At 72.9% G+C, this 25,300-nt stretch carries 29 protein-coding genes and 2 pseudogenes; 11 read left to right on the forward strand and 20 right to left on the reverse strand.

Annotated features, from left to right (window positions below):
• Window positions 1-23 precede the first annotated feature (23 nt).
• Window positions 24-1,283: a Zn-dependent hydrolase gene (locus P0R35_RS04480; RefSeq protein WP_284014014.1), complete on the reverse strand. Its 1,260-nt coding sequence runs from the start codon at window positions 1,281-1,283 to the stop codon at window positions 24-26.
• Between the two features lie 129 nt (window positions 1,284-1,412).
• Here P0R35_RS04480 and thrS point away from each other — a divergent pair, with 129 nt between their 5' ends.
• Together thrS and P0R35_RS04490 are read left to right on the forward strand one after the other, a co-directional pair.
• Window positions 1,413-3,347 carry a threonine--tRNA ligase gene (gene thrS, locus P0R35_RS04485; protein WP_284014015.1) on the forward strand — a complete coding sequence of 645 codons (1,935 nt, stop codon included), beginning with the start codon at window positions 1,413-1,415 and terminating at the stop codon, window positions 3,345-3,347.
• Between the two features lie 211 nt (window positions 3,348-3,558).
• Window positions 3,559-3,918, forward strand: coding sequence for a DUF8009 family protein (locus P0R35_RS04490; RefSeq protein ID WP_284014016.1), 360 nt, complete (start codon window positions 3,559-3,561; stop codon window positions 3,916-3,918).
• Window positions 3,919-3,923: 5 nt separating this feature from the next.
• Here the strand turns inward: P0R35_RS04490 and P0R35_RS04495 are convergent, their stop codons facing one another.
• The 5 genes and pseudogenes from P0R35_RS04495 to P0R35_RS04510 all read right to left on the reverse strand — a co-directional run bounded on the left by P0R35_RS04495 (window position 3,924) and on the right by P0R35_RS04510 (window position 7,733).
• Complete coding sequence (locus P0R35_RS04495) at window positions 3,924-4,118, reverse strand: cold-shock protein (protein ID WP_276236645.1); 195 nt, start codon at window positions 4,116-4,118, stop codon at window positions 3,924-3,926.
• A 101-nt stretch (window positions 4,119-4,219) separates the two neighbouring features.
• On the reverse strand, window positions 4,220-4,840 hold the full coding sequence (locus P0R35_RS04500; protein WP_284014017.1) for a DUF6517 family protein: 621 nt from the start codon (window positions 4,838-4,840) through the stop codon (window positions 4,220-4,222).
• Between the two features lie 237 nt (window positions 4,841-5,077).
• A complete protein-coding gene (locus tag P0R35_RS16565; RefSeq protein ID WP_321170449.1) occupies window positions 5,078-5,332 on the reverse strand; it encodes a PhlB family protein in 255 nt (84 codons plus the stop codon).
• A gap of 96 nt (window positions 5,333-5,428) precedes the next feature.
• Window positions 5,429-6,439 (reverse strand): annotated as a pseudogene (locus P0R35_RS04505) (hypothetical protein); the annotation flags it as partial.
• Between the two features lie 121 nt (window positions 6,440-6,560).
• Window positions 6,561-7,733, reverse strand: a complete 1,173-nt coding sequence (locus tag P0R35_RS04510; protein WP_284014019.1) for a thiolase C-terminal domain-containing protein — start codon at window positions 7,731-7,733, stop codon at window positions 6,561-6,563.
• Between the two features lie 163 nt (window positions 7,734-7,896).
• On the opposite strand from P0R35_RS04510, the gene P0R35_RS04515 reads away from it, so the two are divergent.
• The 4 genes from P0R35_RS04515 (at window position 7,897) to P0R35_RS04530 (ending at window position 9,916) form a co-directional block, all read left to right on the forward strand.
• Complete coding sequence (locus tag P0R35_RS04515; RefSeq protein ID WP_284014020.1) at window positions 7,897-8,178, forward strand: DUF7282 domain-containing protein; 282 nt, start codon at window positions 7,897-7,899, stop codon at window positions 8,176-8,178.
• Between the two features lie 35 nt (window positions 8,179-8,213).
• On the forward strand, window positions 8,214-8,504 hold the full coding sequence (locus tag P0R35_RS04520; RefSeq protein ID WP_284014021.1) for a PGF-CTERM sorting domain-containing protein: 291 nt from the start codon (window positions 8,214-8,216) through the stop codon (window positions 8,502-8,504).
• A gap of 80 nt (window positions 8,505-8,584) precedes the next feature.
• Window positions 8,585-9,598: a transcription initiation factor IIB gene (locus P0R35_RS04525; protein WP_284014022.1), complete on the forward strand. Its 1,014-nt coding sequence runs from the start codon at window positions 8,585-8,587 to the stop codon at window positions 9,596-9,598.
• 138 nt (window positions 9,599-9,736) lie between these two features.
• Window positions 9,737-9,916, forward strand: a complete 180-nt coding sequence (locus tag P0R35_RS04530; protein ID WP_284014023.1) for a DUF7836 family putative zinc-binding protein — start codon at window positions 9,737-9,739, stop codon at window positions 9,914-9,916.
• 6 nt (window positions 9,917-9,922) lie between these two features.
• Here P0R35_RS04530 and P0R35_RS04535 read toward each other — a convergent pair whose 3' ends face one another.
• Window positions 9,923-10,327, reverse strand: coding sequence for a translation initiation factor IF-2 subunit beta (locus tag P0R35_RS04535; protein ID WP_284014025.1), 405 nt, complete (start codon window positions 10,325-10,327; stop codon window positions 9,923-9,925).
• Between the two features lie 304 nt (window positions 10,328-10,631).
• Between P0R35_RS04535 and P0R35_RS04540 the strand changes: the two genes are divergently transcribed.
• The gene (locus P0R35_RS04540) at window positions 10,632-10,865 is read left to right on the forward strand and encodes a UPF0058 family protein (RefSeq protein ID WP_284014026.1); all 234 of its coding nucleotides are present in this window, start codon (window positions 10,632-10,634) and stop codon (window positions 10,863-10,865) included.
• Window positions 10,866-10,917: 52 nt separating this feature from the next.
• Here P0R35_RS04540 and P0R35_RS04545 read toward each other — a convergent pair whose 3' ends face one another.
• The 4 genes from P0R35_RS04545 to P0R35_RS04560 all read right to left on the reverse strand — a co-directional run bounded on the left by P0R35_RS04545 (window position 10,918) and on the right by P0R35_RS04560 (window position 15,102).
• Window positions 10,918-11,409, reverse strand: coding sequence for a DUF555 domain-containing protein (locus tag P0R35_RS04545; RefSeq protein WP_284014027.1), 492 nt, complete (start codon window positions 11,407-11,409; stop codon window positions 10,918-10,920).
• A gap of 107 nt (window positions 11,410-11,516) precedes the next feature.
• Window positions 11,517-12,428 carry a DNA-3-methyladenine glycosylase family protein gene (locus P0R35_RS04550; RefSeq protein WP_284014028.1) on the reverse strand — a complete coding sequence of 304 codons (912 nt, stop codon included), beginning with the start codon at window positions 12,426-12,428 and terminating at the stop codon, window positions 11,517-11,519.
• A gap of 276 nt (window positions 12,429-12,704) precedes the next feature.
• Window positions 12,705-14,057, reverse strand: coding sequence for a hypothetical protein (locus tag P0R35_RS04555; RefSeq protein ID WP_284014030.1), 1,353 nt, complete (start codon window positions 14,055-14,057; stop codon window positions 12,705-12,707).
• A gap of 82 nt (window positions 14,058-14,139) precedes the next feature.
• Entirely contained in the window at window positions 14,140-15,102 is a 963-nt protein-coding gene (locus tag P0R35_RS04560) for a mechanosensitive ion channel family protein (RefSeq protein WP_284014031.1), read from the reverse strand.
• A gap of 231 nt (window positions 15,103-15,333) precedes the next feature.
• Between P0R35_RS04560 and P0R35_RS04565 the strand changes: the two genes are divergently transcribed.
• The 3 genes from P0R35_RS04565 (at window position 15,334) to P0R35_RS04575 (ending at window position 17,178) form a co-directional block, all read left to right on the forward strand.
• Window positions 15,334-15,585: a DUF8015 family protein gene (locus tag P0R35_RS04565; RefSeq protein ID WP_284014032.1), complete on the forward strand. Its 252-nt coding sequence runs from the start codon at window positions 15,334-15,336 to the stop codon at window positions 15,583-15,585.
• Between the two features lie 80 nt (window positions 15,586-15,665).
• Window positions 15,666-16,664 carry an ornithine cyclodeaminase family protein gene (locus tag P0R35_RS04570; protein WP_284014033.1) on the forward strand — a complete coding sequence of 333 codons (999 nt, stop codon included), beginning with the start codon at window positions 15,666-15,668 and terminating at the stop codon, window positions 16,662-16,664.
• 37 nt (window positions 16,665-16,701) lie between these two features.
• Complete coding sequence (locus P0R35_RS04575) at window positions 16,702-17,178, forward strand: hypothetical protein (protein WP_284014034.1); 477 nt, start codon at window positions 16,702-16,704, stop codon at window positions 17,176-17,178.
• 1 nt (window position 17,179) lies between these two features.
• Here P0R35_RS04575 and P0R35_RS04580 read toward each other — a convergent pair whose 3' ends face one another.
• From P0R35_RS04580 to rqcH, 7 genes and pseudogenes are all read right to left on the reverse strand, one after another.
• The gene (locus P0R35_RS04580; RefSeq protein WP_284014035.1) at window positions 17,180-18,487 is read right to left on the reverse strand and encodes an MFS transporter; all 1,308 of its coding nucleotides are present in this window, start codon (window positions 18,485-18,487) and stop codon (window positions 17,180-17,182) included.
• A gap of 103 nt (window positions 18,488-18,590) precedes the next feature.
• Window positions 18,591-19,139: a GNAT family N-acetyltransferase gene (locus P0R35_RS04585; RefSeq protein ID WP_284014562.1), complete on the reverse strand. Its 549-nt coding sequence runs from the start codon at window positions 19,137-19,139 to the stop codon at window positions 18,591-18,593.
• A gap of 2 nt (window positions 19,140-19,141) precedes the next feature.
• Complete coding sequence (locus P0R35_RS04590; RefSeq protein ID WP_284014036.1) at window positions 19,142-20,209, reverse strand: mRNA surveillance protein pelota; 1,068 nt, start codon at window positions 20,207-20,209, stop codon at window positions 19,142-19,144.
• A gap of 79 nt (window positions 20,210-20,288) precedes the next feature.
• Window positions 20,289-20,984, reverse strand: coding sequence for a DUF4013 domain-containing protein (locus P0R35_RS04595; RefSeq protein ID WP_284014037.1), 696 nt, complete (start codon window positions 20,982-20,984; stop codon window positions 20,289-20,291).
• Window positions 20,985-21,009: 25 nt separating this feature from the next.
• Entirely contained in the window at window positions 21,010-21,276 is a 267-nt protein-coding gene (locus P0R35_RS04600; RefSeq protein WP_284014038.1) for a hypothetical protein, read from the reverse strand.
• 73 nt (window positions 21,277-21,349) lie between these two features.
• A pseudogene (locus P0R35_RS16570) lies at window positions 21,350-21,571 on the reverse strand (DUF4013 domain-containing protein); the annotation flags it as partial.
• Window positions 21,572-21,706: 135 nt separating this feature from the next.
• A complete protein-coding gene (gene rqcH, locus P0R35_RS04605; RefSeq protein ID WP_284014039.1) occupies window positions 21,707-23,803 on the reverse strand; it encodes a ribosome rescue protein RqcH in 2,097 nt (698 codons plus the stop codon).
• 124 nt (window positions 23,804-23,927) lie between these two features.
• On the opposite strand from rqcH, the gene P0R35_RS04610 reads away from it, so the two are divergent.
• Window positions 23,928-24,782 carry an eIF2B alpha/beta/delta subunit family protein gene (locus P0R35_RS04610; RefSeq protein ID WP_284014040.1) on the forward strand — a complete coding sequence of 285 codons (855 nt, stop codon included), beginning with the start codon at window positions 23,928-23,930 and terminating at the stop codon, window positions 24,780-24,782.
• Window positions 24,783-24,815: 33 nt separating this feature from the next.
• Here the strand turns inward: P0R35_RS04610 and P0R35_RS04615 are convergent, their stop codons facing one another.
• Both P0R35_RS04615 and P0R35_RS04620 read right to left on the reverse strand, forming a co-directional pair.
• Window positions 24,816-25,100, reverse strand: a complete 285-nt coding sequence (locus P0R35_RS04615) for a hypothetical protein (RefSeq protein ID WP_284014042.1) — start codon at window positions 25,098-25,100, stop codon at window positions 24,816-24,818.
• Window positions 25,049-25,279, reverse strand: a complete 231-nt coding sequence (locus tag P0R35_RS04620; protein WP_284014043.1) for a hypothetical protein — start codon at window positions 25,277-25,279, stop codon at window positions 25,049-25,051. Before P0R35_RS04620 ends, P0R35_RS04615 begins: the two co-directional genes overlap by 52 nt.
• Window positions 25,280-25,300 lie beyond the last annotated feature (21 nt).

Raw genomic sequence — 25,300 nt, forward strand, 5'->3', positions numbered from 1 at the left:
CGTGGGCGGGCGACGCTACTCGGCTACTCGGCGCCCGCGGTCTCGGCCAGCGCGCCCGCGAGCACCCGCGTCGCGTCGGCGCAGTCGTCCCAGTCGGTCCACTCGCGGGGGTTGTGGCTGATGCCGTCCCGCGAGGGGGCGAACAGGAGGCTCGCGTCCGTCACGCTCGCGACGTGCATCGTGTCGTGGGCGGCGCCGGAGTGCAGGTCCATCGTCTCCAGCCCGGCGGCCTCGCCCGCGCGGTGGGCCGCCTCGCGGAGGCGCTCGGCCATCGGGGTCGGCGCGAGGTCGAACGGGCGCGAGCACGCGGTGTCGACGCCGCGCTCGTCCTCCAGCCGGGCGAGCGCGTCGCGGACGGCGTCGACGATCGCCTCCATCGACCCGTACTCGGCGTCGCGGACGTCGACGCCGGCCTCGACGCGGCCGGGGACGACGTTCGTGGCGTTCGGCGACACGTCGAGCGAGCCGACGGTGCCGACGGCGGAGTCGCTCGTCGTGTCGACCACGTCGGTGGCGGCCGCCTCCACGTCGAGCACGAGCTCGGCGGCGGCCGCGAGCGCGTCCGTCCGGTCGTGCATGTGGGTCGCGCCCGCGTGGTTCGCCTCGCCGCGGATCTCCACGTCGAGGTGGGTGATCCCGGTGATGGTGGTGACGACGCCGACCGGGACGCCCGCCGCCTCCAGCGCCGTGTCCTGTTCGATGTGGAGCTCGTAGAAGGCGTCCCAGCCGCTCGCGTCGAGCCGCCCCTCGCCCCGGAAGCCGATCGACTCCAGCGCCTCGCCGAGCGTCACGCCGTCGTCGTCCTCGAGCGCGAGCGCCTCGTCGACGGTGCGCTCCCCGACCGCGACCGACGAACCGAGCAGCCCGTCGGCGAAGCGTTGACCCTCCTCCTCGGTGAACGAGACGACGACCACGGGCCGGTCGGGTGTGACGCCGGCGTCCCGCATCGCGCGGACGGCCTCCAGCGCGGCGTACACGCCGAGCGGGCCGTCGAAGATGCCGCCCTCCGGGACCGAGTCGAGGTGGCTCCCGGCGGCGACCGGCGCGGCCTCGGAGTCGGCGCCCTCGGGCACCCACCGGCCGGCGACGTTGCCGACGGCGTCGACGGTCACGTCGAGGCCGGCGGCGTCCAGCCGGTCGACGAGGTACTCGCGGGCGCGGCGGTTCGCCTCGGTGCCGGCGAGGACGGTCCGGCCCCGTCCCGCGGCGGCGTCGACGTCGCCGAAGGCGGCGGTCGCTTCGATGTCGTCGCGGAGACGGTCGGCGTCGACGGGGAGGTCCATGTCGACGGGTCGGGCCCGCGGGTGTTGGCTCTTTCCGAAGCGGCCGTCGCCGGGCGGATCCGGAGCCGCCGTCGCGGCGGTTCACACGGTTCGACAAGACTTATTCGCGCCCCCCGGCACCGAACGCGTATGAGCGACATCGTCGTCACCCTGCCGGACGGCTCGGAGCTGTCCGTGCCGGCGGGTGCCTCCGTGGAGGACGTGGCCTACGAGATCGGACCCGGACTCGGGAGCGACACCGTGGCCGGCGTCGTCGACGGCGAACTCGTCGACAAGGCCGCGCCCGTCCACGACGGCGCGCGCATCGAGATCGTCACCGACCAGTCCGACGAGTACCTCACGGTCCTGCGCCACTCGGCGGCACACGTGTTCGCGCAGGCGCTCCAGCGGGTGTTCCCGGAGGCGAAACTGGCCATCGGGCCGCCGACCGAGGAGGGGTTCTACTACGACGTCGCCGGCGTCGACATCGACGAGGACGACTTCGCGGCCATCGAGTCGGAGATGGCCGACATCGTCGCGGCCGACTACGAGATCCGACGGCTGGAGCTGTCCCGCGAGGAGGCGCTCGCCGCCTACGAGGACAACGAGTACAAGACCCAGATCCTCAACGAGGAGGCCGCCGGCGAGGACCCCGTCTCCGTGTACGAGCAGGACGACTGGCGCGACCTGTGTAAGGGGCCCCACGTCGAGTCCACCGGCGAGATCGGCGCGTTCGAACTGCTGAACATCTCGTCGGCCTACTGGCGCGGCGACGAGGAGAACGACCAGCTGACGCGCGTGTACGGGACGGCGTTCGAGTCCGAGTCGGACCTCGAGGAGTTCCTGACCATGCGCGAGCAGGCCGCCGAGCGCGACCACCGCAAGATCGCCCGCGAGATGGACCTGTTCTCCATCCCGACGATCACCGGGCCGGGCCTCCCGCTGTACCACCCCGCCGGGAAGACGATCCTCTCGGAGCTGGAGGAGTACGTCGACGAACTCAACGACGCCGCGGGCTACGGGAAGGTGGAGACGCCCCACGTGTTCCGCACGGAGCTGTGGGAGGAGTCCGGGCACTACGACAACTACGAGGACGACATGTTCCTCTTCGACGTCAACGACGAGGAGTACGGCCTCAAGCCCATGAACTGCCCGGGGCACGCGACCATCTTCGACCAGGGGTCGTGGAGCTACCGCGACTTGCCGATCCGCTACGCCGAACACGGGAAGGTGTACCGCAAGGAGCAGCGCGGCGAGCTGTCGGGCCTCTCGCGCACGTGGGCGTTCACCATCGACGACGGCCACCTGTTCGTGCGCCCCGACCAGATCGAGGCGGAGGTGCGGCAGGTGATGGACGGGATCGAGCAGGTGCTCGACACCTTCGACCTGGACGTCTCCGTCGACCTCGCGACCCGCCCGGAGAAGTCCGTCGGCAGCGACGAGGTGTGGGAGCAAGCCGAGAGCCAACTGGAGGCCGTGCTGGAGTCGTCCTCGCTGGAGTGGGGGATCGAACCGGGCGACGGCGCGTTCTACGGGCCGAAGATCGACTTCTCGTTCGAGGACGCCCTCGGCCGTTCGTGGGACGGCCCGACGGTCCAGCTCGACTTCACGATGCCCGAGCGGTTCGACCTGACGTACACGGGCGAGGACAACCAGGAGCACCGGCCGGTGATGATCCACCGCGCGCTGTACGGCAGCTACGAGCGCTTCTTCATGGTCCTCATCGAGCACTTCGCAGGTCGCTTCCCGTTCTGGCTCGCGCCCGAGCAGGTGCGCATCCTGCCCATCTCCGACGACAACCTCGGCTACGCGCACCGCGTGAAGAACGAGCTCTCGGAGTTCCGCGTCGAGGTCGAGGACCGCGACATGACGATCGGCCGGAAGATCCGCGCGGCCCACGACGACCGCGTCCCGTACATGGTCGTCGTCGGCGGCGACGAGGAGGAGGCCGAGACCGTCTCCGTCCGCGACCGCTTCGAGAACGAGCGCAACGACGTGCCCGTCTCCGAGTTCGTCGAGCACCTCCGGGGGGAGGTCGCCGACAGGACGGTGAAGCCGGACTTCGTCACCGACCACGACGGGTAGGCCCCGAGCCCGGCGCCGGCGCGGCCGCCCGTCGACGGTATCGGGTGCACGACAACGTTTAACACACTACCGCTACTATCTGTGAGCGATGGTCGGACGGTCATTCGTCTGTCGTGAGTGTGAATCGAGCGTCAGCCCGCTCTCCTACCGGGCGACGTGTCCGCGCTGTTCGGGACCGCTCGAACAGATCACACACACCGGGAACTGACCCGTGGAGGAGACGGACCACGCCGACGCCTCGGTCATCCGCCAGCTCGCGGTGACCGCGGACGACGTCGTCGCGGCGCTGGAAGCCCGCGAGCGCGGTCGCCGCGACGCGGTGCTCCGGATCACGCCGCCGTTCGCCGGCCGGATGCGCGCCCGCCTCCACGTCGCGGGCGGGGAGGGCGAGTACGACGGCGCCGAACCCATCCACGTCGAGCCGCGGGCGTTCGTGGCCGACGACTTCCCGCGGTTCCCCGGCGCCGGTGCGGAGCGCTGGCGCTCGGCGGCGCGCGACGCCCTCCAAGAACAAGTCGTCGTGAGCGGTTCCGACGGACCGGTGACGGTCCGGGTTCGGTACCTCGGGTAGCGTCGTTACAGGCGCTGCAGGTTCTTGGCCCGTGGCCCCTTCTCTGCCTCCTCGATGTCGAACTCGACTTCCTGTCCCTCCTCGAGGTCCGGCCCGCCGACGTCCTCCATGTGGAAGAAGACGTCCTCGTCCGCGTCCTCGGTCTCGATGAATCCGTAGCCGCCAGTGTCGTTGAAGAATGCGACCGTGCCTTTCGCCATTCGCGTGTACCTCGTCCGTCCTTGATGCGACTTCGGTATTTATATCTGTGGGTTGTGGTGACACGTCGCGAGGAGGACGCACTCGGGCCGTTCGGCGGGACTCAGACGGGGTGTTCGGTGCCGCTCGCCAGGGTGTGGGCGTTCTCCCGGCCCCGTTCCCCGACCTGCGCCGGGTACACCGCGACGGGGATCACGAAGTCCTCGCCGGAGCGCAGCGCCTCGGTGACGTGGACGAACACGTCGATCTCCTGGCCCTCGAACGTCGCGGTCGCCTCGTACCGGACGAACGTCCGCGGCTCCCCGAGCACCTCCACAGAGGACTCGCCGACCCGCGTCGGGTCGGATAGCCCCCCGTAGCTGCCGGCGAGCAGTTCGACGAGACGCCCGGGGTCGTAGTCGCCGACGGGGTTGAACGACTGCCCCGCCACCGCTACCGCGGGCGAGGAGACCGCGGCGAACACACCCGCCCGGACGGACCCGAGGACCGTGTCGACGGTCTTCTCGTAGGTGGTCACCTTGTTGATCACCTCGACGTCCGTGCCGGCGAACTCGCGGCTGACGGTCCGCGACTCGGTCCCTCGCTCCTCGTACCCGGTCTCGTCGGCGGCCGCCGCCGAGGTGCCCGCCGGCCGCGCCTCGAACGTCGTCGGCGAGCCCGAACAGCCGGCGAGCCCGACGGTCGTCGCGCCCGCGACGGCACCGATGAACGCTCGTCTGTCCATGTCCGGGCTCGAAGCGGCCGCCGAATAAGCCTCGTGGCCGGCCGTTCCGACACCGGCAGTCGACGGCCGAAGCCGTAACGCTCATACCGATGAAGCGTACACTATCGAACGCCTACGGACGGCCGTCCCGTCGTGTGCCTCTCTCATCCCCCCCAGGTACGACGTGGCCCCCGTGGGCATTTTGCTACCGCGCTCCCCTCGTTCGCCGAGCGACGCTCCTGAGCCGCCCTCGCGGCGTCAGGTCGAGGCGTCGCTCGGCCGACCCTTTCGGCCGTACCGGACGACACCCTCCTGCTCGTAGATCCGTCTGAACGCCGCGCGGACCGCGTCGCCCGCCGCGACCGCCTCGGGGTCGGCGTCACACACCTGCATGGGGAGGCTGACCGCCCGCCCGTCCCGCTCGAACCGGACGAGCGCGACCGGGTAGTCGCCGCCGCGTTCGGCCTGTCGCGCGAACTCGGGAGGCGCTCCGCCCGGGGAGACGCCGGTCACCGCCTCGACGACCCCCTCGCGGGGCAGCGGCGCGGGCGCGAACTCGACCAGCGCGTGGCAGTCCGGGCACGCGCCCTCCGGCGGGAACGCCAGCGCGCCGCAGTCCGGACACCGGCCCGCGCGGAGGCGGTACCGCGCCGGGATCGACCGCCGCCACGTCGGCACGGACACCGCCGCGCCGCCCCCGCCGGGGGCTCGTCGGGGACCACCTCGCCCCGGAGGCGGAGCGCCTCCGTGTAGGTCACCTCGCGGCCGCCGTCGAGCGTCCCCTCGACGGGGGCGACGCCGTCGACGACGAGCGCCTCGGCGCCGGCGCCGCTCCCCCAGCCGACGACGAGCGTGCGGGTGACGCCGGCGCGGAGCGCCTCGGCCAGCCCCGCCAGCGCCCCCGCGGCGCCGGTGTCGCCGAGCGTCCCGACGGGCGTGGTCACGGCGTCGCCGTCGAGCCCGACGGCGCGGGCGGCGCGCCCCGGTAGGTCGCCGTCCGGCGCGGTGACCGCGAGCGCGCCGGCCGTCCCGGGGTCGGGGACGTCGTCGTCGCCGGCGAGACCCTCGACCGCGGCCGCGACGGGCCGGACGAACGCCGCGCGGTCGTACCCGGTCACGCCGAGCCCCTCGACGTCGTCGCCGCCGCGGCGCCGGAACCGGGTGCCGGGGTAGTCGCTGGCGGCCTCGCTGTCGCCGACGAGTCGCGCCCCGCTCCCGTCGCCGCCGCCGAGGACGACCGCCGCCGCGCCGGCGCCGGCCGCGTGTCCCTCGGGCGCGGTGGGCGCCCCGGTCGGCGCGTCGGCGGCGACGACGAGCGCGGGGAACGCCCCGGCGTCGCGTGCGGCCCTGAGCGCTCGCGTGCCGGCGCGCGTGCTCCGCCCGGTGTATCCGGTGGTCGCGTCGGCGGGGACGCCCAGCGCCTCGCCCAGCCGCGGCGTGAGGTCCTCCTCGGCGAGCGGCGGCGTCGCGGTTCCGAACATCGCCCCCGCGAGGTCGCCCGCGGACAGGTCCGCCGCCTCCAGCGCGCGCTCGGCGGCCGCGACGGCCATCGTGAGCGCGTCCTCGTCGGGCGCCGGCACCGCGACGGCGTCGACGCCGCGGGCCTTCGAGCGCCCCCACGCGTTCGACACCTCGTCGCTCGGGAGCCGTGCGCGGGGCGCGTACACCCCCACACCGAGGATCCGGGCGTCCGCGTCGGGCCGCTCCCCGGCGGTCGGGCCGGGACCCGGGGTCGGCGCGCTCACGCCCCCGTCACCCCCGCGGCCTCGAACACGTGGACGACGGCCGCGCCGCCGGAGCCGCCGACGTTGTGCGTCAGGCCGCGCTCGGGGTCGTCGAGTTGGCGCTCGCCCGCGGTCCCGGTCAACTGGTCGAACGCCTCGACGGCCTGCCCCGCGCCGGTCGCGCCGATGGGGTGGCCCTTCGACTTGAGCCCGCCGGAGGTGTTGACCGGGAGATCCCCGTCGGCGGCGGTGACGCCGTCGCCGACGAGGTCGGCCGCCTCGCCCCGGCCACAGAACCCGAGGTCCTCGTACGCGAGCAGTTCGGCGATGGCGAAGCAGTCGTGCACCTCCGCGAAGTCGAGGTCGGTCCGGGGGTCGGCGACGCCGGCGGCGTCGTACGCCGCCTCGCCGGCGCGTTCGCTCGCCTCGACGGCGGTGTAGCTGTCGCGCTGGAACAGCCCCACGCGGTCGGAGGCGGCGCCGACGCCGGCGACGCGCACGCGGTCGTCGAAGGAGGCGGCGACGTCCTCGCCGGCGACGAACACGGCGGCCGCGCCGTCCGTCGTCGGACAGCAGTGGTACAGCGTGAGCGGGTCGGCGACGACGGCGGCGGCCTCGGCGTCCTCGACGGAACACTCGAAGCCGAGGTGGGCCTTCGGGTTCTCGGCGCCGTTGGCGTGGTTCTTCGCGGCCACCTCCGACATCGCCCGGCGCGGCGCGTCGTACTCGCGGAGGTACGCGTCGGCCATCTGGGCGTACACGCCGGAGAACGTCGTGCCGGCCATGCGCTCCCACTCCGTCTCGCCGGAGACGCCGAGCCAGTACTTCGTCGCCTCCGCGGAGGTGTCGGTCATCACCTCGACGCCGCCCGCGAGCACGAGGTCGGCCATCCCGGACTCCACGGCCATCACGGCCTGTCGGAGCGCGTAGCCGGAGGCGGCACACGCGTTCTCGACGCGCGTGCACGGCACCCCGTGGAGGCCGACGTGTTCGGTGACGGCGGGGCCCGCGAGCCCGATCTGTCGGCCGCCGACCCCCAGCGTCCCGACGAACGCCTCGTCCACCTCGCCCGGGTCGAGGTCGGCGGGCGCGGCCGCCTCGTACGCCTCCCGGAACAGCGTCCGGTACGTCTCCTCCGGGAACGAGCCGAACGCCGACTGGCCCGCCCCCACGATGTACGCGTCGGTCATGTCCGAACCGGGTCCGGCAGGGACGGTAAGTGTTGCCGGTCGGCGGCGCCGCGGGCGGGTGCCGACGGCGGCGGTCGGCCGAGGTGTAGCGGCGCCACGGGACCCGGGTCCGGACCCGTTCACCGCGCGGACGTCCGGCGGCACGACCATCGTCGTCGACGAGGTGACCCTCCCAGAGGGCGGCATCGTCACCGTCCACGACGCCACCCTCCTCGACGGCGACGCGCTCGGCTCGGTGCACAGCACCAGCGCGTACCTCGCGCCGGGCACCCACGAGAACGCCACGGTCGACCCCGACAGCGGCGTCGAGGCCGACGGGACGTTCGTCGCGATGCCGCACACGGACACGGACGACGACGACGAGACGTACGACTTCGTCGAAAGGAGGGCGGCGCCGACGGCCCGTACGCCTCCTCGCAGGGCGCCATCGTCGCCGCGGACGTGACGTGCACGGGCGAGTCGATGGCGACGTCGACCCCGATGGACACCGCCACCGAGGCGATGACCGAGACGGAGGTGGCCACGGAGACCGGCGGCGAGGCCGCCGAGACGTCCGGCCCCGGCTCGAGCGCGGTGCTCGGCGTAGTCGCCCTCTTGGGCGCGGCCCTGCTGGCGCTTCGGCGCGACCGAACGCCCCTCCGACACGACCGAACGGTTTTTATCCTCGTGATCTTGTCGGTGCGGCGTCGAATCGATCACGAATTCACACGCTACGGGCCGTTTCGACGGTGTGTACGGCGGTATCCCATCCGCGAAAGCTTTAATACCTGAATGCACGTAACGACTGGTAAGGACGACGGTCTGCGGCGGCAGTTTTTCGCCCTCCGCGTCGGCCGCGATCCGGGAGACCCATGAGCGAGTCAGAAACCACCATCAGCAGCTACACCGAGCGGGAGAAGAGCGCGAAAGAGCGACCCGCGGAGCGCGTCGAGGAGACGGAGTCCGTGCGCACCTGCCCCGAGTGCGGCGGGTCGGTCGTCGCCGACGAGGAGCACGGCGAGACGGTCTGTACGGACTGCGGGCTCGTCGTCGAGGAGGACGCCATCGACCGCGGCCCCGAGTGGCGGTCGTTCAGCCGCGACGGGGAGAGCAAGTCCCGCGTCGGCGCCCCCACGACGAAGATGATGCACGACAAGGGGCTGTCGACGAACATCGGCTGGCAGAACAAGGACGCCTACGGGAAGACCCTCTCGGCGGAGCGCCGCCAGCAGATGCAGCGCCTCCGCACGTGGCACGAGCGGTTCCGCACGCGCGACTCCAAGGAGCGCAACCTCAAGCAGGCGCTCGGCGAGATCGACCGCATGGCCTCCGCGCTGGGGCTGCCGGAGAACGTCCGCGAGACCGCGTCGGTCATCTACCGGCGCGCGCTCTCGGAGGACCTCCTCCCGGGTCGCTCCATCGAGGGCGTCGCCTCGGCGGCGCTGTACGCAGCCGCCCGGCAGGCGAACACCCCGCGGTCGCTCGACGAGCTGACCGCCGTGTCGCGCGTCGACCGCATGGAGCTCACCCGGACGTACCGCTACATCGTCCGCGAGCTCAAACTGGAGGTCGCCCCCGCCGACCCCGCGCAGTACGTCGGTCGGTTCGCCTCCGACCTCGACCTCTCCGACGAGGGCGAGTGGCGGGCGCGCGAACTGCTCAAGACCGCCCAAGAGACGGGCGTCACCAGCGGCAAGTCGCCGGTCGGCCTCGCGGCCGCCGCCGTCTACGCGGCGGCGCTGCTCACGAACGAGGCGCTCACCCAGAGCCAGGTCAGCGACGTGGCGGGCGTGAGCGAGGTGACGATCCGCAACCGCTACAAGGAGCTGCTCGACGCGGCCGAGTTCGCCGACGGCGAGCCCCTCGGCGGCCGCGCGAACGCCTGAGGCTCCCGGCTTCGACGCCGACCCGTCGCGACCCTTTCGTTTTCCCGCCGACCGACGACGACGCCGTCCGCGCGGTCGATTCCGTCCGTGTGACACCGCCACAAGCCTTTATTGGGCGGCACGGCAACCGGACGGCGTATGGTCGAGGCCTTCGTCCGACTGCTGTGTCCCGAGTGCTCGAAAGACTGGGAGGAAGGGCCGACCGACCTCCCGGGCCACCGCGAGAACTTCTCGTGTCCCTCCTGTCACGCGACCCGGCGGCTCGCGGAGTTCATGCGCACGGAGCGCGACCTCGACACGCTGAAACAGTTCCAGTAGCCCGTCTCAGGCACCGAGGCTGGTGATCGCCCCGCAGGCGTCGCACTTCAGCACGTCCGCACCGCCCTGCTCGACGATCCGCGTGTCCGGCAGCCCGCACTCCGAGCAGATGACGTACCCCTCGGTGTACTCGTGGACGGCGTCGGCGACGCGCGTCTGCTTGAAGTCGCCGGTGAGCCGGGCGCGCCCGGACTCGTCGATGCGCGCGGCCGTCCCCAGCTCGTCCTGCAGGAACCGCAGGAGGTCGTCCTCGTCGCGGTTGAGGCGGTCGACCAGCGTCTGGAAGTTCTCGACGACGGTGACGTTCCCCTCGGGGCGGACCTCCGGGTCGGGCACCTCGAAGCGCGACCCGCGCTCGTCGATGTCGGGCGTCTCCTCGATCGCACGACCTAACATCTCGTCGTAGTCCATGCGCGTGTGTAGGCGCGTGCGGACTGAAAAACGTTCACGGCCCGCCGTCGACGCCGCCCGTCGACCGGCACCGAGACCCGGCGGGCCCGACGGACACCTGACAACGGATCTGCGGTTTGACGCCCGCGCACGACCGAAATCGTCGGGTGAGTTCGCTCGTTTCCGGTCCGGGGGGACTGAACGGAACCGGAGTGGATCGTAAGGGGACCGACAAGTTAGCTCGACATACCTAAATCCGTTGGGCACCGTGCTAACGAGGCTCAAGATAAGCCTTTAACCCTCGGGTCGCAAGCCGAGTTCGTCCATGAAGAAGCAGGAGCTCATCCACCTGCACGGCCTTCTCAGCGAGGTACGCAGCGAGTACGAGGAGTGGGGAACCGACCTCGATCTCACCGAGTACCGAGAGTTGGGCGTGAAGCCGACGTCGATCCACCGGTCGAAGACGGATCACAAGGCGGCCGTGTTCAAGTTGGCCTCGGGAATCACATCGTCCGCGGAGTCGGAAGCGACGGAGCCCGTCGCGCCGAACGCCGACTGAAACCGCGCGCTTACTCCCGCGACCCCGACCCCCCGCGAGCGACGGCGTCGTCCTATCTCCCGTCGCGGTCCCGCGTCCGCTCCTCCTCGACCATCTCCTCGAACTCCGGGAGGAGGTCCTCGTCGGTCGCGTCGGCCCCCCGTGGCGACCGCTCGTCTCCGCGCTCGCCGCCGTCGTCCCCGGTGCCGTCGCCCCGGGCGTCCTCCTCCTCCTCCAGCGGCTCGACGCGCAACACCTTCAGCGGGATGTCGTGGAGCCGTTGGCCGATCTCCTTGCGGGCGATCCGCGAGGCGTGTTCCTCGCGCTCGACGTTGAACACCGTCATCTCCAGCTCCAAGGCGACGAGCGCCTCGTCCGCGGCGACGAACGCCGGCGTGAGCTGTTCGCCGTCGGGGGAGGTACGGGTCCCCATCGCGATCTCGACGTAGTTGAGGTCCGGATTCAGCATCTCCCCCGTCTTCGAGATCGCGATCCGGACCGCCTCGTCGGGTGTCTCGACGTCGTACACCGGCACCGCGGCCTCGACGACGACCCTGCAGTCCATGGGTAACTGTACCACTCCTCGGCGTATGAAGCTTCGGCCGGGACCGCCTCGTCCGTGCCACTCGTCGCCGTCGGGCCCCGTCACGGCGCCCCCGTCTCCTGTCGGCGTCACTCCCCGCCGGCGCGGAGGTAGTAGAACACGTACGTCTGCGCGTAGCCGGCGTACTCGCCCCCGAACCGCTCGCGGATCGCGCGGCTCGTCTCGGCGTAGCCGCCGGCGTCGCACTCGGGGTAGTAGTCGGCGATGGCCGTCCGGATCCACGTGTCGAGCGGCACCGCCTCGAGGAAGTCCAGCGAGAACAGCAGCACGCAGTCGGCCACCTTCTCGCCGACGCCGACGAACCGCGTGAGGTACTCGCGCGCGTCCTCGTACGCCATCCCGCGGACCGCGGTCGGGTCGGCCTCGCCGGTCGCGACCATCTCGGCGGTCCGCCGCACGTACGGCGCCCGGTAGCCGAGCGACAGGTCGCGGAGCTCGTCCTCCGTCCGGTCGGCCAACTGTGCGGGCGTCGGGAACGCGTGGTACTTCCGGCCGTCCATCGACACGGCGTCGCCGAACGACTCCGCCATCGCCATCTGCATCCCGTGGATGCGGCTGACGCGCATCTGGGCCGAGCAGATGAACGAGACGAGACACGGGAACGGCGGGTCGCGGACGAGCCGCATCCCCCGGTACGCCTCGTAGGCGCGCTCGAGCAGCGGGAGGTCCGGCGTCGCGTCGAGGACGGCGTCGAGGTCGTCGTCGAGGCGGAGCAGGTGCGTGAGCACCGGCACGGCGTCGGTCGTCGACTCCCACTCGAGGACCCCGCCGGTCTGGCGGACCCGGACGACCGCCCGCTCGTCCGTGACGCCGTCGAGCGGCGGGACGACCGTCTCGTACCAGTGGTCGCCGCCGTGGGCGGACATCGTCTCGTACATGTTCCCGTCCGCGCGGTCCCACAGGTACGTCTGGCCGCTCTCGACGGTCGCCTGCAGGTCGAACGGCCCGACCGACTCGAGGGGGATGGCCCCGGTTTCCATTACCGTCGGCAGGGGCGCGACGGGGTTCGGGGTTACGGTTCGGCGGCGCGGTCGCCGTCGCCGCCCCCGACTGCGGCGGCGGGTCCTCGTCGCCCCCCGCGTCGCCCGCCCCGTCCAGCGGCGACAGCTCCGCCCCGGTCGACGCGCGGTAGTCCCGGAGGACGACGTACAGTCCGAGGCCGACGAGCTCCCACACGACCAGCGCGGGCACGTGCCCGCCGAGCGGGTCGGACACCAGTTCGAACTCGAACACCGCCAGCGACACGCGGTGGAGCGTCAGCGCCAGCACCGTCGCGGGGTCGCTCGCGAGCGCGACGCCGAGCAGCGACGCCGCCACCGCGCCCCCGCCCAGCAGCGCCGCCCGCCCGCCGCCCGCCCGGGGCGCGAGCGCACAGGCCCGCCAGAGGTCGGGCCGCCGCGACGGCATCGCGACGACGGCGCCGACGACGGCCAGATACGACAGCGCCAGCCCGGGGACGGCGACGTACAGCGCGACCGCGACGAGGTCGGCGACGGCCAGCGCCGCCGCCGCCCCGTACACCGCCGCCAGCGCCGCCAGCGGGGGTCGCCCGGTCCGCGGCCCAGCGGCGGGAACAGTTCGGCCAGTCCGGCGAGCGTGCGCGCCGCCGGGACGCCGAGCGCGACGACCGCGGCGGCCCCCGCGACCGTCGAGACGGTCACCGTCACCACCACGGGGTCGACCGGGAGGTACGCCCCCACCGCGTCGGCCGCGGGGATGTCCGCGAGGTTCAGCCGCGTCCAGTCGATGACGCCGAGGGCGACGAACGCCGTCAGCGACACCAGCGCGGTCGCGGTCGCGGCGGCGAGGACGGGCGCGCTCGCGGCTGCTGTGGCGTCGCCGGTGTCCGGTTCGGCGTTCCGGTCGCCCGCCCGCCCGAGCGCCGCGTACGCCGCGGCCTCGACGCCGAGGAACGCGAACAGGGCCACTCCCGTCCCGCCGACCAGGGCACGCACCGGCGCCGCCCGGAGACCGAAGGTGGGGTACAGCGGGTCGAAGTTGCCGGCGACGAACTCCCCGACGCCGGGGACGAACGCCGCCGCCAGCAGCGCGCCGACGCCGCAGACGACCCCCCACGCCGGGAGCGCGGCCGCGATGGCGGCCCGGCGGGCCCCGAGCAGGTGGACGCCCAGCGCCGCCGCACACACCCCCACGGCGAGCAGTTCGCCCGCGGGGGCGCCAGCGCCCCGACGCCGGTCAGCGCGGCGAGCCCGGTCGGCGCGTCGAGCGTGCCGCGCACGTAGGCGCCGGTGCCCGCGGGGAGGGGGCCAGCCGCCCGAACCACTCCGCGAGCAGCGCGAGGAGCGCGACGTAGCCGGCGAGCGCCCCCACGCCGCGAGCGCGCCGGGGAGGCGCGACCCCGACACCCGGGCGACGGAGCCGTACACGGGGCCGCGCTCCGCGAACGGGCCGGAGGCGACGACGGCGAACGCGACGGCGAGACAGGCGACGCCGCCGCCGGCAAGCAGGTACGCGGCGGGCGCCTGCGGCCCCGCTCCCTGTGCGACGCCGCCGGGGACGTACAGCAGTCCGCCGCCGACCGCGGCCGCGAGGCCGACGCCCGCCGGGACGACGGCGCGCGCGACCGCGGGGAGTCGGCCGGAGTCCATGCGGGACCTGTGGCACGCGATACCAAAAATACGGGGGCGAGCGGGGGTCGTCCCGCCGCGTTCGGCCGCCGGCGACGGCGGCTCAGCGGTTGCGGCCGACCGGGAAGCCGACGCGGTCGGGCGCGTCGTTGAACTCGGCGACGATCCGGTCGTAGAGGTCGTTGCGGGTGCGCGTCGCCCGTCGGTGACCGACGAGGTACCGGAGCCGGAGCTCGACCCACGACTCCCGTTGGACGACGTTCACCGTGGGCCCGTCCGAGACCTCGAGCTCGACGGCCGTCTCCGAGAGCCGGTCGCGGTAGCCGTCGACGGCCGTCGCCATCTCCTCGCCCAGGTAGTCGTCGGCGACCGCGATCATCCGCTCGCGGGCGAACGCCAGGTCCGTCTCGTAGGCCACCTGGATCGCCAGTTCGTTCCAGACGTACGGGAAGGCGTCCCCGCCGAAGTTCACCACCTCCGAGGAGAGCACCTGGCTGTTCGGCACCGTCACCACGCGCCCGGAGGGCTGGTTCGTCGAGACGAGCGGGCCGTTGATCTCCCACAGCGTCGTGACGAAGAAGTCCACCTCCGTGACGTCGCCCGCGACGTCGCCCATCTGGACGCGGTCGCCGACGGCGTACGGCCGCTTCAACATCAGGTAGAACCAGCCCACCAGCGACAACAGCGGCTGCTGGAGCGCGAAGGTGACGGCGAAGCCGACGACGCCCAGCGAGACGAGCAGGCCCACCCAGCGGTCGGTGACCACGCCGAGCACGCCGGCGAGGGCGAGCGCGCCGAACGCCAACCGCAGGACGTTGCGGAGGTCGTGCGCCCGGCGTTTCGTCGCGCGCCGGACGGCGAAGCCGTACACCACGAAGTAGGCGCCGTTGGCCGCCAGTACGACCGCGGCGGCCAGGAGGAGCGTCGCCGCGACGGCGTCGGGCGAGGTCACGCCCGGCGTCGGCAACTCGAGGTCCGCGAGCGGCGTCGTCGCTGTCACGACGGCGGCGGCGACGGCGGCCGCCACCGCGCTCGCGAGCGAAGCGTACCCGATCGGTCGTCGCACGGTCCGTGGAATCGCCCGAGGGGCAAAACGGTTCGTATCCGGCCGTCGGGGCTCGCCAGCCGATCCCTAGCGGCGCTGATACCCCCGTGATCTGGCGAATCGGACAGGAGAGGCGCTCTGAGAGGGATCGTGTCCCATAACTTATGAAGATGTGACCGATAACTCGCGCATCTGTGACACAGCAGTCATGAGAAACACCTATATGACCCCTGTTCATAGTACGTGTTGTCTATGACTGGCTACCACGACTACGTCCTCGGTCTCATCCCGGCAGCGCTGCTCGGCATCACGTTCATGCTCGAGGGGCTGGGCTGGTCGATGCAGGTAGCCGTCCCCGTCGGGGGCGCCGTCGCCGCCGGGCTCGTCGCCCACGCGATGTTCGTCCGCGGCCCGGCCTCGGACCCGATGGTCGCCGACTCGCCGGCCCGCCCCGGAGCCCCGGAGGCCGGCACCGGCCCCCGCGCCCCGTCGAACCTCGACTGAGTCGCCCGGCCCGTCCCCCGCCTCGGCCCGCGGGCACGCCGCCGCCCACGTTTTTCACCTCGCCCGTCCAACCCCGAGCCATGACCGAGACGCTGTTCCTGACGAGCGAGGCGGTCGACGGCCTCGCCGACCCCGCCGACTACGTCGACGCGGTCCGCGACGCCTACCGCCAGGTCGGCGAGGGCGCCCCGGCGGACCCGCGGACGAAGCTCACGAACGAGGAGCCGCCGGGGTTCCTCACCACCTACGCCGCGGTCCTCCCGGAGACGGGGGCGATGGGCGGGTACACCTACTCCGCGGGCTTCGGCGCCCGCGACGCGTGGTTCATGACGCCGCTGTTCGACGCCGACTCCGGCGAGCCGCTGGCGCTGCTCGACGGCGCGTCGATGAACCCGTTCAAGACCGGTGCGGCGGGCGCCGTCGGCGTCGACGCGCTCGCCCGCGAGGACGCCACCTCGCTGGCGGTCATCGGCTCCGGCGCGCAGGCGAAGGGACAGCTCACGGCGACCGCGACCGTCCGCGACCTGGAGACGGTCTGGGTGTACTCCCCGACGAAGGAGCACCGCGAGGCGTTCGCCGGCGAGATGAACCCCCGCCTCGACGCCTCGGTCGCCGCCGTCGCCAGCGCCGACGCGGCCATCGAGGACGCCGACATCGTGATCACCGCGACGAACGCCTCCGAGCCGGTGTTCGACGGCGAGGCGCTCGAGCCCGGCACCCACGTCACCGCGATGGGGCAGTACGACCCGACCAAGCGGGAGCTCGACCACGCAACCGTCGAGCGCGCGACGTACGTCCCCGACCTCCGCGCCCGCGCCCTGCAGGACGCCGGCTCGTTCCTCTCGGCCGTCGAGGCGGGCGTCGTCGGCGAGGACCACGTGCACGCGGAGTTGGGCGAGGTCGTCGCGGGCGTCGAACCCGGCCGGACGAGCGACACCGAGGTCACCGTGTTCGACTCCGGCGGCACCGGCATCGAGACGGTCGCGGCCGCCTACCTCCTGTACGAGCGCGCACGGGAGGAGGGACTCGGGCAGTCCATCGACTTCGCGCCCGCGAGCGAGGCGTTGACCGGGGAGTAGGACAAGACTGATGCCCGGCAGGCCGCTCGCACCCGGCGTGACCGACTCGGCCGTCGCTCGGCTGGCCGCCCGCGCCCGCGCCGCGCCGTCGATCGCCGCCAGCGGGGGCCTCGCGCTGCTCGTCCTCGCGGGCGCCGGCGTGGCCCTGTCCACGTTCGTGGGCCCGACCGCGCTCCCGGACCCCGGCGGCCGCCGGCTGGGCACGGCGATCCTCGCGACGATGGTCGGCGTCGGGCTGCTGTGGCTGCTCGTCGTCGCCCGCGGCGTGTGGGGGGTGGCGACGTACCTCGACGGCGGCGACCGCCCGACGGGGCTGAACCTGGCACTGGCGGTCGTCGAGGGCGTGGTCGCGGCGGGGATGCTCGCCGTCGCCGGCGTCGCCGTGGCGCTGTCGGACACGGCCGGCGGCGCCGAGGCGCTCGCGGTCGGCGCCTACGTCGTCGCCGCCGTGGGGCTGGGGCTCGCGCTCGCGTCGGCGGCGCGGGCCGGCGTGGCGCTGCTGTCCCCGGCGTGACTCAGTCGTCGCTCGGCGCCGACGCGGTCGCCGCCGCGCGCTCGCGCCGCCGCACCCGGACGTGGAGCGCCGCCGCACACAGCACCGCGACCACGCCGCCGGCCGCGACGACGCCGAAGGCGACGCGGTACCCCTGTGCGGTGTACGCGCGGGCCCCGTCGACGACGGCGCCGGTCCAGTACGCGTCCAGCGCCGCGCCCATCACCGCCGGGAACACCGCCGCGCCGAAGTACGCCATCCCGTTGATCGTCCCCGTGGCGGCGCCGCTGTCGGCCGCGTGGCGCTCCTTGGCGACGGTGTAGGCGACCGAGGCGCCGCCGGTGACGCCCATGCCGACGAACAGCGCCGCCGAGACGACGACCAGCGGCGGCGTCACCGTGAGGAAGATGACGCCGTACGCGAGCAGGAACACCACACACGAGCCGAGGATCACCTCCGTCCGACGGCCGGTCCGGTCGGACACCGCCCCGAACAGCGGCGACCCGAGGGCGAAGCCGACGTTCGCCGCCAGCACCGTCGTCGCGGCCGTCGAGACGGGGACATCGTAGAGGTTCACGATGTAGGGGACGCCCCACAGCCCCACGACGGTGAAGTTCAGCCCGATGACGAGGAACAGCAGCACGCCCATCAGCCACGTGTCGACGTCCGAGAGCACGCGGCGGGCGCCCGCGAGCACCTCCCGGAGCGAGTCGTGGTCCGTCCCCGAGTCGGCGCCGGCGGGCCGGTCCTCGACGTTCGCGGGGCGGTCCCGGACGAACGCGCCGACCGCGAGCGCCGCGAGGAACACGCCGCCGGCCGAGGCGACCAGCACCGCGCGCCACCCGGTCGCCCCGGCGGCGACGGCCAACGGCGTCGTGGCGAGGATCCCCCCGACGCCGGCGGCGGCGATGGTGAAGCCGGTCATCGTCGCGAACTCCTCGGGGGCGTACCAGTTCGCACAGAAGCGCAACACGGCGACGTAGATGGCCGCACCGCTGAGGCCGGCGACGAAGCGCGCGGCGAACCCCACGGCGAGCGTGTCGGCGGCGGCGAAGCCGGCGACCCCGACGGCCATCCCCGCCAGCCCCACCGAGACGACGCGTCGGGGGCCGTACCGGTCGACGAGCAGCCCCGAGGGGAGCTGTGCGGCCGCGTAGATGTAGAAGAACGACGAGTGGAGCAGCCCCAACTCGGCGGCCGTGGCGTCGAAGACGGCCGCGAGGTCGCCGGACAGCACCGCCGTCGAGTTGCGGAAGAAGTTGACGAACAGGAACCCGAACGCGAGCGTCGCCCACATCAGGTGGCGCCGGTAGCGACGGGGGAAGACCATGTGTGCGTGTGTGTCGCACGTCGCGCTTGTAGCTTCGGGACCCGGCGAGCGCGGCAGCGGCGTCCGGCGGTCCCGTGCCCGCCTCCGGGCGTCGAGGCGCCTCTTACAGCGTCTTCCACATCCGCACGTGGTCGATGCCGTCCTCCTCGAACACGCCGACGGCGTCGTCGACGGCGTAGCCGAGGCGCTCGTAGAAGCCCGCCGCCCGCGTCTGCGCGTGCAACACCGCCGCCGGGAGGCCGCGCTCGCGTGCACGCCGCTCGGCCGCCGCCATCGCCCTCGCGCCCCACCCCTCCCCGCGGCGCTCGCGGGCGACGACGACGCGTTCGACCTTCGCGACGGGTCCGGGGTCGCGGCCGTAGGCGGCCCCGTCGACCGCGCGCAGCCGGGCGGTCGCCACCGCGTCGCCGGCGGCCTCGCGCACGAGGAGGTGGTCGACCCTCGAGCCGAGCGGGTCCTCGTCGTGCTCGTCCAGCTCCAGTTCCTCGGGGACGCCCTGTTCGTCGACGAACACGGCCATCCGCAGGTCGACGACGGCGTCCCAGTCGGCGGCGGTCGCGACGGGCGCCGCGGTCCAATCGGCGTCCGCGGGCGTGAGCCCGTCGCGTGGGCCGGCGGCGGCGTCCGTGTCGTCCGGAGCGCCTCCCGGCATCGTCACTGGAGGCGGTACCGCAGGAGCGCGGCGACGCCGCCGAGGTTGCGGAGCTGCTGCCCCGGCGCGAACTCGCCGGAGAAGACGACCACGTCGCCGCCCTTCTGCTCGGCCGTCGAGACGAGGTCGTTCACGTCGACGTCCCAGTCGCCCTCGCCTTGGCGCTCGGCGCGCAGGCGCTCGTCGACGATGAGCAGCGTCTCGATGGCGCCGAACTCGGCGGCCTCCATCGTCTCGTTGACGCCGTACGTCGCCTTCGCGCCCTGCGCGATGCGCTCGGTGAGCTCGTCGATCAGCTCGGCCTCGCGGGCGATCCGCGTCTCGCGTTGCACCTCGTCGACGGCGCCGCGCTTGAGCACCTCGTGGACGCCGCGGTCGCCCGCGGCGGAGGTGTCGACGACCGAGATGCGGTCGGAGAGGTCGCCGTAGTGCTCGTCGAGGTAGTCGTGGGCGTCGTTCTTCGTGAACCCGGGGCCCGCGAGGATCACCGCCTCGGCGTCGAGGTGGGACAGCGCCGACCCGAGTTCGTCGAACAGTTCGTCGCGGGGGCGGGCGTACTCGCCCTTCCCGGTCGGTTTGGTGAAGCTGGCGTACTCCTCGGTGCCGTACTGCTGGACGGTGTGGACGAACGCGGCGCCCTCCTCGACGGTCGCGATGGCGACGTCGGGCGCGCCGGTGGCCGCCTCGGCCTCCTCGATCCGGTCGATCTGGTCGGGTTTGAAGTGCTTCTCGATGACCAGTTCCTTGCGCTCCTCGACGTTGATCGTGTGGTGGTGGCCGATCTCGTCCTCGCGCGAGCAGCCGACGATGACGCCCCCCACCCGGAGGCGGTTGGCGAAGCGGGCGAACTCCACGTCGTCGACCTCGATGGTGACGCGCATGTGCTCGCGCTGGCCGCCCTTGTCGCGCAGTTGGTCGTCGTCGCGGGTGACGCGCCGGGTCGTGTCCGCCTCGACGAGGTCGCCGGGCTCGAGGACGTGCGAGAGGTGCCACAGGTCGTCCGTCGTCTCCGGGACGACCGTGAGGCGCTCGCGCCCCTCCTCGCCGCGGCCGCGCGAGTCGATTCGCATGGCTCGACGTGCGGCGGGCGCGTACAAAGGCCCTCCGAGACGGCGGGGCGCCGTCGGGGCGGTCGGCGTCGTGCGGCGCCTACAGCGTGTCCGTCGGCGTCGTCCGCGCGGTGTCGACCCCGCCGCGACCGCTCCGGCCGGTCGCCTCCGCGAAGCCGCGGGCGAAGCAGTAGTACGAGACGACCTGCCCGTAGAACAGCAGCGGGATCCCGACGAGCAGGAACACGAGCGGCCCGGCGACGGTGCCGATGACGGCGTTGAGGACGACGCCCAGCAGGACGCCGATCAGGTACTTCGACGACAGCGTCGCCTCCGTGATCGCGCTCACGTCGAACGCCGCGCCGATGCGCCCCTCGAGCGCGAAGTTGGTGAGCGCGGCCGGCAGGAGGTACGTGACGAGGATCGCGACCACCGTCGCGACGAGGAACAGCAGGACCCCGACGATGCCGAACGCCGCCAGCCCCGCCTCGCTCCCGGTCGCCCCGCCGATGCCGACGACGAACGTGGCGACGACGAACGGGACGGCGATGGCGAAGCCGTACACGAGCCCGACCACGATCAGCTTCAGCCCGTCGACGATCAGCGCCCCCCAGTCCGTGAAGGAGGGGGCCGCCTCCTCGCCCTCGGCCGCGGAGCGCAACACCCTGACCAGGTAGCCCTGGAGGACGAAGACCGGGACGATCAGGAAGCTGAACGCGAGCAACAGACCGCCGATCACCAGCGTGGCGAGGCGGTCGTCGTTGTTCAACGGGTACCGAAGCGCGTCCTCTAACATACCCGACCGGTCAGGAGCCCGGGGGTTAACGGTTTCCACCGACTCCGCGGGACAGCGCCGCGGCGGCCGCGACCTCGAGGTAGAACAGCCCGAAGAAGCCGAGCAGTCGCGTGAACCGCGTGCCCGCGCTGGCGAGCGCCGCGCCGAACAGCAGCAACACGCCGCCGACGGTCCACGCGTAGAAGTAGCGCCCGCTCGTCACGCTCGCCCACAGCCGCCGCCGGGCGAACGCCTCGCGGACGCGCCCGACCGTGCCGCCCGCCGGGTCCGCGCGGGCGTACCCCGCCAGCACCGCGGGGAGGGTACACGAGCGCGACCGCCAGCAGGAGCGTCACGGTCCCGCCGATCAGCGTCGCGCCGTAGCCGAGCGGCGTCGTCGGGTCGATCGGACCGCCGGCGGCGCCCCCCGACAGCGCCCCCCCGACGGTGACGACGAGGAGCACGACGGGCACGGTGAGGAACGCGACCGCGAGCAGGCAGCCGACGACTCCGTCGCGAAGCAGGCCCGCCGGCGACCGGAACGTCGGCAGGCGCGAGGGGTCCTCGGCGTCGCCGGCGGCGCCCAACACCCGCACCAGATACCCCATCACGGGGATCAGCGGCACCAGCGGGACGATCGCCGCGAGGACGTGGAGCCCGCCGCCGACGAGGAGCGCCTCCGTCGCCGCGCCGCGGTCGTCGCCGGTGCCGAACGGGAACCGGAGCGCCTCGGCGATCACGCGTCAGTCCCCGTGCACGTCGCTCTCGCCCGGCGGGAGGAACTCCTGCACCCGGTCGGCCGAGGCGACCTTGCGGACGAACGACTGGTCGGCGAACCGCTCCTTCAGCAGGCGGTAACACTTCATCGCGGCGTCGTTCTGCGCGAACTGCCCCGGGGTGAGCCGGATCGTCGTCTCCGCGCGCGGTTCGACCGCGCTCGGGGGGCCGCCGATCACCCGCGTCTCCGGCTCCACCTGGACGCCGACGGCGACCTCGGCGGCGACGTCGCGGTAGTAGTCGCGCTCGCCGCGGATCACGAACCCGCCCTTCTCGATGTACTCGCCGGACTCGGGCGTCTTCGAGACTTGGTCGGGGGTGACGACGTACGCGTCGCCGGCGCCGCGGCCGTCCTTCCACACCGAGGAGTAGGAGACGGCGAACTGCGCCGCCTCCCGGCGCGACTGCTCGGGGATGGTGACGTCGCGGGCGGCCTCCGAGGGGTCGGTCGCCTTGATCAGCGTGACGGGTCCGCCGTGGGCCTGCGCGTGGCAGAACAGGTCCCGGCCCTCCATGTAGTTCTTCACGAGCTCCTCGTTCTGGTCGGCGTTGCGCCCGCCGATGACGAGGAAGCCGTCGCTCGTCTCGAACCACCGGAAGCGGTCGTACCAGTGGTCGCGGTTGCGGACGGGCACCGACGCCCGCGAGAGCCAGTCGGTGGCCTCGTGCTCCTCGCCGTCGTCGTCGTCCGCCTCGTCGTCGCCGTCGTCGCGCTTCCACGCCTCCTTGCGCTGTTTCACCGCCTCGAGCTCCTCGCGGGTGTTCTCGATGGCCGCGAGCGCGCCCTCCTTCTTCTCCTCGATGCGCTTGGCCTCCTGATACAGCCGGTCGGCGTTCTTCTCGGGGCCCGTCTTCGCGTCGAGCGTGACGACGGTGTCGTCGAGGGCGACGTCGACGGTCCCCTCGGCGCCGTCGACGCCCTTCACGGCCTCGGCCGCCGGGATGCCGCGGTCGGCGCCCTCGAGGAACGTCTCGTCGATCTCCTCCCAGGAGCGCCCCTCCTCGCGGGCCCCCTGGATCGTGGTGAGCACGCCCGCGACGAGGTCGTAGTGGGCGTACACCGCCTCGGCCTTCTCGCGTTCGGCCTGCGCGCGCTCGTCGAAGTCGTCGATGGCGCCCTCCTGTTGGTCGATGATGCGCCGCTTCTTCGCGATCTCCGCCTCGAAGTCCGGCGCGTCGTCGACCTCCTCGTCCTCGGTGAGGTCGAGCCGGTGGAAGTACGTGTCCAGCGCGGCGTTGAAGTCGTCGAACGCCTCCGACTCCAGCCCGTCGCGCTCCTCCAGCGGCAGCGGCGTCACGTCGACCACCTCGCCGTCCTCCAGGTACACGCGGGGGGCGAGGTCGCCCGAGCGGAGCCGCTCGCCCATCCGCTCGATCGCGTCGTGGATCGCGCGGTACTGGTCCTCGCCGGCGTCCGCGATGGCCAGCGTCTTCTCGACGCCGGCGCGGGTGCAGAACTCCTCGGCGTACAGCCCGCCCATGTTGAGTTGGGTCGCGAGCGTCCGCACCACGTCCGTGTCCGACTCGTCCATCCGGGCCTCGAACACCTCGTAGCGCGCCTCGAAGGGGTCGATCCGCGACTGGGGGTACTCGTACCGGCTCCCGGGCGCGACGGTGCGCGACTTCAGCCGTACCGTCTCGAGGCTGCGCTGCACCTCGCCGGTCTCGTCGAGCACCGCGACGTTGCCCTCGCCGAACAGCTCGGCGACGACCGTCGTGTTCGCGTCGGGGCGGTCGAAGTCGAACGAGAGGATGCGGTCGAACTCGTACTGCTCGACGTCCGCCAACTCGCCGCCGGCGAGTCGCGAGCGGAGCGTCTTGGCGAACTCCGGGGGGCGACCCGGCGCGTCGGGGACGTGCGCGGGGTCGGCGACGTGACACCGCTTCACGTCGCCCGTCTCGACGAGGAGTTCGACCCGCCCGCGGTCGTAGTCGCGGAGCTTGAACCGGACGAGGTCGTCGCCGTAGAGGTAGACCTTGTCCACCTTCGCGCCCTCGTAGCGGGAGAGTTCCCCGACGAGGGCCGCGAGGTCGACGCTCGTCATTTCGGTCTTCGGGTCCATCTGATCGTCCGTGGGTACTTGCGGCGGGTGTTTGGGCGTTGCGGGATGGCCGCCGCGGCCGCGCGGTCCCCGGCCGGTCGCGACCGCCGCAACACCTAACCCCGAAAGCCTCCACCGCGGACGCATGATAGACGAGACGGTCGCCGAGATCCGCGAGATGCAGACGCACTCCTCGTCGGTCGTCGCGGTGAAGGCCGCCCGGTCGCTCGCCGACCTGCTCGACCGCGAGTACGCCACCCTCGACGAGTTCGAGCGCGACCTCGAACATAACGCCGGGGCGCTCAGGCGGGCGAACCCCTCGCACGCCAGCCTCCACCGGACGATGCGCGCGGTCACCGGCGACGTCCTCGGCCACGCCGACACCGTCGGCGGCGCGAAGGAGCTGCTCGAGATCGCCATCGACCAGGAGGTGTCCCGGGTCGAGACCGGCAAGCGCGAGGCCGCCCAAAACGCCGCCCGCACGTTCGCGGACGGCGAGACGTTCCTCACCCACGACTACTCCTCGACGGTGTTGGAGGCGGTCGAGGCGGCCGCGACCGGCGGCACACACATGACCGCCTACGTGACGGAGGCGCGCCCGCGCTACCTCGGCCGCAAGACCGCCCGCACGCTCGCGGCGATGGACCGCGTCGAGCCGCACCTCGCGGTCGACGCGGCGGCGGGCCACCTCCTGCGGGAACTGGACCCCGACCGCGTCGTCGTCGGGATGGACTGCATCGTCGGCGACACGCTGTACAACCGGGTCGGCACGTTCCCCATCGCCGCGGCGGCCGCCGAGTGCGACGTGCCGTTCGTCGTCGTCGGCTCCGGCACGAAGGTGATCGACGACGAGTTCCGCTTCGAGAACGAGTTCCGTCCGCCCAGCGAGGTGATGCTCGAGCCGGCCGACGGCATCGCCATCGAGAACCCCGCCTACGACGCCACCCCGATGCACCTCGTCAGCGAGGTCGTCACCGACGAGGGCGTCCTCGACCGGTGAGGCGGCGGGCGGCGGCCGGGCACCCGGCGTCGCTCACACCGCGTTCGCGGCGACCACGGTCGCGAACTCGCCCGCGACGAGCGCGACCGTCCCGACGACGACGCCGACGAAGTCGTCCCCGGAGAGGTGGGCCCGGAGCGCCGCCGCGGCGCTCGGGTAGCCCGGATCCGTCAACTCCGCGTCCGCCGCCGCCGAGGCGACGACGACCGCCCCGACGCTCGCCGCCCCCGCGACGACGACCGACGTCTCCAGTTCGTTCCACCCGGTCACGGAGACGACCGGGCCGAGCAGCCGGACCTCGTACGCGACGAGCGCCACGGCGGGGACCGCGACCGCGAGCGCCGCTCCCCGACCGCGACGCGGGTCGCCCTGAGCCAGCGGCCGGCCGCCCCCTCGGCGACCGCCGCGGCGACGACGCACGCGACCGCGTGGCCGACGACCAGTATCGCCAGCGCGAGCGCGTCCGGCTCCGGCGGCGGCGTCTGCAGCACCTGCACGGTCCCACCTCACGCGTCCGT

This window comes from Halobaculum litoreum, assembly GCF_030127125.1.
Classification (GTDB): domain Archaea; phylum Halobacteriota; class Halobacteria; order Halobacteriales; family Haloferacaceae; genus Halobaculum; species Halobaculum litoreum.

Coding starts and splice junctions, on each gene's coding strand:
- P0R35_RS04480 (WP_284014014.1), bottom strand. CDS start 1,283: ATGGACCTCCCCGTCGACGCCGACCGTCTCCGCGACGACATCGAAGCG.
- thrS (WP_284014015.1), top strand. CDS start 1,413: ATGAGCGACATCGTCGTCACCCTGCCGGACGGCTCGGAGCTGTCCGTG.
- P0R35_RS04495 (WP_276236645.1), bottom strand. CDS start 4,118: ATGGCGAAAGGCACGGTCGCATTCTTCAACGACACTGGCGGCTACGGA.
- P0R35_RS04500 (WP_284014017.1), bottom strand. CDS start 4,840: ATGGACAGACGAGCGTTCATCGGTGCCGTCGCGGGCGCGACGACCGTC.
- P0R35_RS04510 (WP_284014019.1), bottom strand. CDS start 7,733: ATGACCGACGCGTACATCGTGGGGGCGGGCCAGTCGGCGTTCGGCTCG.
- P0R35_RS04520 (WP_284014021.1), top strand. CDS start 8,214: ATGGACACCGCCACCGAGGCGATGACCGAGACGGAGGTGGCCACGGAG.
- P0R35_RS04525 (WP_284014022.1), top strand. CDS start 8,585: ATGAGCGAGTCAGAAACCACCATCAGCAGCTACACCGAGCGGGAGAAG.
- P0R35_RS04530 (WP_284014023.1), top strand. CDS start 9,737: ATGGTCGAGGCCTTCGTCCGACTGCTGTGTCCCGAGTGCTCGAAAGAC.
- P0R35_RS04535 (WP_284014025.1), bottom strand. CDS start 10,327: ATGGACTACGACGAGATGTTAGGTCGTGCGATCGAGGAGACGCCCGAC.
- P0R35_RS04540 (WP_284014026.1), top strand. CDS start 10,632: ATGAAGAAGCAGGAGCTCATCCACCTGCACGGCCTTCTCAGCGAGGTA.
- P0R35_RS04545 (WP_284014027.1), bottom strand. CDS start 11,409: ATGGACTGCAGGGTCGTCGTCGAGGCCGCGGTGCCGGTGTACGACGTC.
- P0R35_RS04550 (WP_284014028.1), bottom strand. CDS start 12,428: ATGGAAACCGGGGCCATCCCCCTCGAGTCGGTCGGGCCGTTCGACCTG.
- P0R35_RS04555 (WP_284014030.1), bottom strand. CDS start 14,057: ATGGACTCCGGCCGACTCCCCGCGGTCGCGCGCGCCGTCGTCCCGGCG.
- P0R35_RS04565 (WP_284014032.1), top strand. CDS start 15,334: ATGACTGGCTACCACGACTACGTCCTCGGTCTCATCCCGGCAGCGCTG.
- P0R35_RS04570 (WP_284014033.1), top strand. CDS start 15,666: ATGACCGAGACGCTGTTCCTGACGAGCGAGGCGGTCGACGGCCTCGCC.
- P0R35_RS04580 (WP_284014035.1), bottom strand. CDS start 18,487: ATGGTCTTCCCCCGTCGCTACCGGCGCCACCTGATGTGGGCGACGCTC.
- P0R35_RS04585 (WP_284014562.1), bottom strand. CDS start 19,139: ATGCCGGGAGGCGCTCCGGACGACACGGACGCCGCCGCCGGCCCACGC.
- P0R35_RS04590 (WP_284014036.1), bottom strand. CDS start 20,209: ATGCGAATCGACTCGCGCGGCCGCGGCGAGGAGGGGCGCGAGCGCCTC.
- P0R35_RS04595 (WP_284014037.1), bottom strand. CDS start 20,984: ATGTTAGAGGACGCGCTTCGGTACCCGTTGAACAACGACGACCGCCTC.
- rqcH (WP_284014039.1), bottom strand. CDS start 23,803: ATGGACCCGAAGACCGAAATGACGAGCGTCGACCTCGCGGCCCTCGTC.
- P0R35_RS04610 (WP_284014040.1), top strand. CDS start 23,928: ATGATAGACGAGACGGTCGCCGAGATCCGCGAGATGCAGACGCACTCC.